General features: G+C 60.7%; 5 protein-coding genes and 1 other RNA gene. 2 read left to right on the top strand and 4 right to left on the bottom strand.

Annotated features, from left to right (window positions below; genetic code table 11):
- The coding region (thyA, locus tag EN932_RS28730; protein ID WP_128369251.1) for a thymidylate synthase at positions 1 to 404 on the bottom strand (404 nt) is incomplete at its 3' end.
- Between the two features lie 160 nt (positions 405 to 564).
- Entirely contained in the window at positions 565 to 876 is a 312-nt protein-coding gene (locus EN932_RS28725) for a DUF2853 family protein (RefSeq protein ID WP_013531020.1), read from the bottom strand.
- Positions 877 to 1,044: 168 nt separating this feature from the next.
- Between EN932_RS28725 and ssrA the strand changes: the two genes are divergently transcribed.
- Both ssrA and EN932_RS28715 read left to right on the top strand, forming a co-directional pair.
- Positions 1,045 to 1,404, top strand: a transfer-messenger RNA (tmRNA) gene (ssrA, locus tag EN932_RS28720).
- A gap of 86 nt (positions 1,405 to 1,490) precedes the next feature.
- Entirely contained in the window at positions 1,491 to 2,042 is a 552-nt protein-coding gene (locus EN932_RS28715; RefSeq protein ID WP_206519228.1) for an AAA family ATPase, read from the top strand.
- A gap of 64 nt (positions 2,043 to 2,106) precedes the next feature.
- Here the strand turns inward: EN932_RS28715 and EN932_RS28710 are convergent, their stop codons facing one another.
- Together EN932_RS28710 and EN932_RS28705 are read right to left on the bottom strand one after the other, a co-directional pair.
- The gene (locus tag EN932_RS28710) at positions 2,107 to 3,891 is read right to left on the bottom strand and encodes an acetolactate synthase 3 large subunit (protein WP_127369524.1); all 1,785 of its coding nucleotides are present in this window, start codon (positions 3,889 to 3,891) and stop codon (positions 2,107 to 2,109) included.
- Positions 3,892 to 4,188: 297 nt separating this feature from the next.
- A partial coding sequence (locus tag EN932_RS28705; RefSeq protein WP_128369250.1) for an MFS transporter occupies positions 4,189 to 5,105 on the bottom strand: 917 nt, incomplete at its 5' end.

Below are 5,105 nucleotides of genomic sequence, written 5' to 3'. Positions count from 1 at the left end.
GGGTTCCATGCCGAAACAATCAGCCGCCGCGATTGAGGATTTCTGCGTATCTCCTTGAGAAGATTCGCGATCTGGTCGATCGAGCCGCCATGGCCGTCCGGCCAGGAACGCCACTGCTTGCCGTAGACCGGGCCGAGATCGCCATTCTCGTCGGCCCATTCGTCCCAGATCGAGACGCCATGGTCGGTGAGATATTTGATGTTGGTGTCGCCGGCCAGGAACCACAGAAGCTCATGGATGATCGACTTGAGATGCAGCTTCTTGGTTGTGGTGACGGGAAAGCCGCGCGCCAGGTCGAAACGCATCTGGTAGCCGAAGACGGAGCGCGTTCCGGTGCCGGTGCGGTCGCCGCGGTCGGCGCCGTTGTCCAGCACGTGCTGCAGGAGGTCGAGATACTGGCGCATCGGTTCCGGCTCGATTCGGTTGTCCAGCCATCATAACTGACAGACGGGCGATCGAACACCACAAAGCAGCGCGCAAGCCATGCCCGAAGCCAGTCAGTCCCCAACAACATCACCGGCTGGCGCATGGACCGCGCCAGCCCGGCGAATTGAAGCGCGGCCGTCAGAGGGAGCCGAGCTTACCCAGGTCCTTGGCAACCAGGTAGTAGAAGGTAACCCGGTTCTTGGTATTGTCGGCGGCCATCGCCTTGCAGACCTTCTCGATCGAAGCGTCGGCCTTGCTGTCGTCCGATATGCCGAGCTTCTTGGCAACCCAGCCAGCCTTGACGCGCTCCAGTTCCTTCGGATCGGTGCAAGACACCAGCGAGGAATCGCGGTTCCGAAGCGCAATGCCAAGATGCTTCACGATTTTGTCGACCACGTCGGCACTCGCCGAGGCATCGTATTTCTTCACGTCTGCAAGATAGTCGGCCATCAAAATTCCCCTCGTCGGCGCCACGGATCCGATCGATGAGGGCTGTGGCGCTGCTGCAACTTGTGCGCTATGTCGATAACTCCTCACCGTGGCAAAGCTTCGGTTGAGACCGCGCTCAAGTCAACCCTTCGGACTTGCGGTTTTGACACGGGGACAAAGTGCCATTGCGGCCTTTCATTTCCTGCGATCGCCCCCTATATTCGGTTTGTCGGCTTGACCGACTATGGCGATAAATGGGCGATGAAATAAGCCGTTCGGACCCGGGGGCGGTACCCGGCGCCTCCACCAAAAGCCGCTGTTGACGACAGAGCGGTTTTTGCTGGGGGCGAAATAGGATCGACGAAGGTGTAAAGATCGTACTTTTGCCCGGCATGGTACCACCGTCATCGGGCTAAACCTGTAGTTGCAAATGACAACTATGCGGAAGCACGTCTCGCCGCGTAAGCGGTGCGATAGCTTCAAATCAAGCCCTAGAGGTTCGCACTTCTAGGCGGGGTTCGGAGGTACCTGGCAACAGAAACCTCCACTTCTCCCCTCCTCCGATATCCAGCATGCGCGACGGCAGTTCCGCCGCGAACGCGCCCTGCCGCGTGCTCCCTCGCCATGGACAAAACATGCAAAACGATTCCGATCGATTCTTCGTGCTGACCGGCGGTCCCGGATCCGGCAAGACCACCCTGATCGAAGCCCTGCGCCACGCAGGCTTTGCCGCCTCGGTGGAAGCCGGCCGCGGCATTATCCGCGACCAGTCCGCCATTGGCGGACCCGCTTTGCCTTGGCACGATCGCGCCCTGTACGCCGAGTTGATGCTGTCATGGGAGATGCGCTCGTATCAAATTGCGCAAGAACAGACCGGGCGTCCTGTTTTTTTCGATCGCGGCGTTCCGGACACGCTCGGCTATCTCAGGCTGAGCGGCCTGCCGATACCCGAACACGCCCACGCTGCCGCAGAGCGCTTCCGCTATCATCGGCGCGTCTTCGTCGCCCCGCTTTGGCCGGAGATCTTCGCGCAGGACAAAGAGCGCAAGCAGACGCTCGACGAGGCCGAGCGCACCCACCATGCGCTGGTCGGCGTCTACACGGAACTGGGCTATGAGATGGTTCCGTTGCCGCTGGCCCCCGTCGAGGCGCGGCTGCGCTTCGTGCTGGCGCAAACCGGGCTGTAGCCTTGAAGTCGGACGCAATCGAGCGGGATGCACGATTCAATTCGAATGCATCCCGCTCTGGGGTCTATACCAGTCCCTGGCCGATCTCATCGGTTGCACTGGCGAAGGTCTCGCCGGGCAAGAGCATCTCATTATGGGCTCTGCCCGTCCGGATCATCGGAAGGCAATTGGCGAGTTCGGCAACACGGCAGTCGAAGAGCACCGGCCGGTTTACATCGATCATTTCCTGAATCGCGTCATCGAGGTCGGCCGGCTTCTCACAACGTATGCCGACCGCACCGAACGCTTCAGCCAGTTTGACGAAATCGGGCAAAGTTTCGGAATAGGAATGCGCAAGCCGGTTTCCGTGAAGCATTTGCTGCCACTGGCGAACCATGCCCATGTAAGAGTTGTTCAAGATGAATATCTTGATAGGCGCATTGTACTGAACCGCCGCCGACATCTCTTTCATCGTCATCTGGACAGATGCGTCGCCGGCAATATCGATGACGAGGCTTTCCGGGTGCGCGATCTGCACGCCCAATGCCGCCGGCAAGCCATAGCCCATCGTACCAAGGCCGCCCGACGTCATCCAGCGACGCGGCTTTTCGAAACCGTAGAACTGGGCCGCCCACATCTGATGCTGGCCAACTTCGGTCGTAATGTAGGTGTCGCGATCCTTCGTCAGCGCGTAGAGACGCTCGACCGCATATTGCGGCATGATCACCTCGTTGCTCATCTCGTAAGAGAAGGAGTTGCGCCCGCGCCAGCGCGCGATCTTTTTCCACCATTCGTCGAGGCGCCTTCTGTCAGGGTTTTGCGGCAGCGCACGCCATGAGCGAACCAGGCTGTCCACCACCTTGCCGGCATCGCCCTGGATGCCGACGTCGGCACGGACGGTCTTGTTGATCGAGGAGGGATCGATATCGACATGGATCTTCCTTGAGCTCGGTGAAAAAGCCTCCACGCGCGAAGTCACGCGATCGTCAAAGCGGGCGCCGATGCAGAGCATAACGTCGCACTCATGCATGGCCATGTTCGCCTCGTACGATCCGTGCAGGCCGACCATTTTCAGCCAGTTCTTGCCGGATGCCGGATATGCGCCAAGCCCCATGAGGGTCGAAGTGATCGGGAAATCAGTCAGTTCGACAAGCTCCCGCAGCAGTCTCGATGCCTCCATGCCGGAATTGACGATGCCACCGCCGGTATAAATGACTGGACGACGGGCATTGGCCATCAACTCTATCGCCTTGCCGATCTCGTTGATGTCGCTCTCCACCGTCGGCCGACAGCTCTTCAGTGCAGCAGCATCCGAGGGCGGCGTGTACACGCCGGTGGCAAACAGGACGTCCTTTGGCATGTCGACGAGGACAGGTCCCGGTCGTCCGGACTTGGCGATGTGAAAAGCCCTGTGGATCGTTGACGCCAGTTCGTTGACGTCCTTGACCAACGAATTGTGCTTGGTGCAGGGCCACGTAATACCGACCGTGTCGCATTCCTGAAAGGCATCGGAGCCGATCAGCGTTGTCGGCACCTGTCCTGTCAGGCAGACGATCGGCACCGAATCCATAAGCGCATCCTGCAGTGGCGTTACCGCATTTGTCGTGCCTGGACCGGATGTGACGAGCATGACGCCGACCTTGCCCGTAGACCGTGCATAGCCTTCGGCGGCATGGCCCGCACCTTGCTCATGGCGCACGAGGATATGCTTGATGTCATCCTGTTGGAATATCTCGTCGTAGATCGGCAGCAAGGCGGCGCCAGGATAGCCGAAGACATGCTCTACGCCATTGTCTCTGAGTGCGTGGAGAACGATCTCCGCGCCTGTCATGCGCTTGCTCGCGGTTTGAATAGGGTTCTCGCCCGTCATGGTTCTGATCCGTGGTGTATTGCGTGATGAGGATGATTGACGGGGCATCGCCCGGATTTCGGGCATAAAAAAAGGCCCCGTCAGGAGCCTGTTTACCGCGCATGGGTGGCTATCGCCGGATGGTTACACCATCCTGCCCATGCGCTTTCCTACCACCACGAGAGCCGTTGCGATCATCATGACCATCGCTGCTACAGCCGAAACCGGGCGTCGTCAACGCCTTTCGGACGGAACTGTCCGCGCCCAATGGCAAAGAGGCCGGCATGAGCCGGCCCCTTCGTTCTCATCGAAAGTCTACTACTCGGCCGGCGCCTCGACGGCCTCGCGAGAGCGGCCGAGCGTGACCTTGGCCAGCGTGAAGGAAATCACCGCGCAGAGCGTGATGCCGGCCACCATCGGCAGCGGCGTACCGTCGAAGAACACGCCGGCAACACCCATGGCCAGTGCGCCGATGGCGAAATGCAGCGTGCCCATCAGCGCTGACGCCGTGCCGGCAATCTCGCCATGCTCTTCCATGGCCAGCACCGACGTGGTCGGAATGACCAGACCAAGGAAGCCGTAGCCGACGAACAGCAGCGCCGCCATCACGTCGAGCCGGTCGATGCCCGTCGCCATCACCGCGAACAGCACCACCATCGTCGTGGCATAGCCGGTCACCGCGACGCGCACCACGCGTCGCAGGCCGAAGCGCTCGGCCAGCAGCCCCGTCATCTGCGACATGCCGATGAAGGCGACCGCGTTGATCGAGAAGAACACGCTGTAGACCGAAGGCGACAGGCCGTAATGGTCGATCAGGATGAACGACGAGCTCGACAGATAGACGAAGAAGCTGGCAATGCCGAAGCCGGCAATCGCCGTCAGGCCGAGGAAGTTACGGTCGCCCATCAGGAAGCGGTAGGCCGACAGCGCGGTGCCGAAGGAGGACCCGGCGCGATCTTCCACCGGCCGCGTCTCCTTGAGCGAGGTCGCCAGAAGGATGGTGGCCAGCAGAGCCGCGCCCGTCACCGTCCAGAACACGGCACGCCAGCCGAAATTCTCGATGATCACGCTGCCGGTCAGCGGCGCCAGGATCGGCGACACCGAAAATACCAGCATCAGCAAGGACATCAGCTTGGCAGCCTCATTGCCGGTATGCAGGTCGCGCACGATGGCGCGCGGAACGGCCATGCCGGCGCTGGCGCCAAGCCCCTGCAGGAAGCGGAAAGCGATCAGCC

The organism is Mesorhizobium sp. M7A.F.Ca.US.002.01.1.1, assembly GCF_004022955.1.
In the GTDB taxonomy this organism is placed as follows: domain Bacteria; phylum Pseudomonadota; class Alphaproteobacteria; order Rhizobiales; family Rhizobiaceae; genus Mesorhizobium; species Mesorhizobium ciceri.
Note: the sequence above shows the minus strand (reverse complement) of the source record. Positions and strands in the feature narration are given on the sequence as shown.

Bases quoted from the DNA above. Each gene is read 5' to 3' on its own strand.
- EN932_RS28710 (WP_127369524.1), bottom strand. From the start codon at position 3,891: ATGACGGGCGAGAACCCTATTCAAACCGCGAGCAAGCGCATGACAGGC.
- EN932_RS28725 (WP_013531020.1), bottom strand. From the start codon at position 876: ATGGCCGACTATCTTGCAGACGTGAAGAAATACGATGCCTCGGCGAGT.
- EN932_RS28715 (WP_206519228.1), top strand. From the start codon at position 1,491: ATGCAAAACGATTCCGATCGATTCTTCGTGCTGACCGGCGGTCCCGGA.